The sequence below is a fragment of the Mycobacterium simiae genome (assembly GCF_008370645.1).
Classification (GTDB): Bacteria; Actinomycetota; Actinomycetes; order Mycobacteriales; family Mycobacteriaceae; genus Mycobacterium; species Mycobacterium simiae_A.
The window spans coordinates 1-1584 of record NZ_VTZN01000373.1; the positions used below are offsets into that span (position 1 = coordinate 1).

Consider the following 1584-nt stretch of genomic DNA (forward strand, 5'->3'; position numbering starts at 1 on the left):
GCGGCGACACCGCTGGGCTGAGCATGAGCGCTGTGCCGGGTGCGGACGTCGTTGTTGGGCCGGCCATCAGCAGGTTGGGCACGGCCGGCAATGACGGCAAGTCAATCTTGGCCATGCCGTAGGCGAAATCGTTGACTCCTTGCTGGGTCCCAGCCACAAGATGATTGGCGACGGTGAGCGGACTGACCGGCGGGAACAACTCGAACGGGGTGGCTACGTTGGGTGCCGTGGTCGAGTAGCCGTAGGCCGGGTCGCCGTAGCCCAGGTTGACCAGCACCTTCAGATTCGGCTGGATCAGGTCGGCCAACGGGTTGCCCATGATGGGAAGGGCTCTCAGCGGCTCCAGTAACGGCAGGTTTTTTGTGGGAATGATGTAGTAGTTTGTCATGGTGGGTCCCACGGTATTCGTCAATGGAATCGCGGAATTTATCTGTTCAGGAGTGAGCATCATGTAGGTTGGGTGCAGATAATAGATTCCGGCAAGAGCGTTGAGATTGGCCAAGATATTGATTGGATAACGCGGAAAGTCGGCGACTCCATCGTACTCGATGGTGTAGCTGCTGGTCGGATAAAGATTGTCGGGCGTTGCACCGCTGGCTGTCGCACCCAAACTCGGCAATGCGAGCCCGGCAAAGCGGGCGGCGATACCGCCGTTGGGATTACTGGGATTAGCAGCCAGCACAAAAGACAACTGATCCATAGATGGCGGGCTGATCGAGGACGCTAACCTCACCATTTCCAGTGAAGCGATGGTGGCGCTCTGGGAATATCCAAATACCGTGACGCTATTTCCCGCCGCGATTTGCTGCCTGATCGCCGTATCCAAAATAGTGACGCCCTGGGCAACCGAAATGTCAAACGTCAGACTCTTTGTGCCGGTCACCGGATAGAGTCCCTGAGGCGTGAACAGCGCCTCGATGATTGCCGCCGGAGCGCTGCGCTCGATGAAGAGCAGGTTGGCCGCGTCCACATAGCGGGGCCCAGGTATCGGCAACCCGCTTCCACCCATGACCAGCGCCACGTCGTTGACCGCCGAGGCGGTGCGCGTCATAGCGATTTCCGCCGCCCGCGCCGTTGCAGTGGACAAGGTTGGCGTACTCGGAAGTGCCACTCGTGCGCCGGCTACGCTCAGGGCCGACTGAAGGCCTAGCTGCCATGGTGACAATTGCGCGGCCAGCGCCGACGCCACGCCGTGGTAACCAACCAACGCAGCCACATCCTGAGCCCACATCTGCTCATATGCCGCCTCGACGGCAGCAATCGCCGGGGCGTTTTGCCCGAACAGGTTCGAGGTGACCAGCGACACCAGCTGCGCCCTATTGGCCGCGACCACACCCAGATCCACCGTGGCCGAGCGCGCCGCTTCGAACGCCCCTGCCGCCACACGAGCAAGGCCAGCCGCTTCGGCGGCCTGGGCGGCCGACGTGCCCAACCAACCGACATAGGGTACGGCGGCTGCTGTCATCGCCACAGACGCCGTGCCCAGCCACGAACCGCCCGCCAATCCCGAGGTCACCGATCCGAACGAGGTCATCGCCGCCTGCAACTCAGCGGCAAGCCCATCCCACGCCGCGGCCGCGGCCA

General features: G+C 62.1%; 1 protein-coding gene. It reads right to left on the minus strand.

Features of this window, described 5'->3' with window-relative positions; all coding sequences use genetic code 11:
* The coding region (locus F0Q45_RS25875; protein ID WP_149656577.1) for a PPE family protein at window positions 1-1584 on the minus strand (1584 nt) is incomplete at both ends.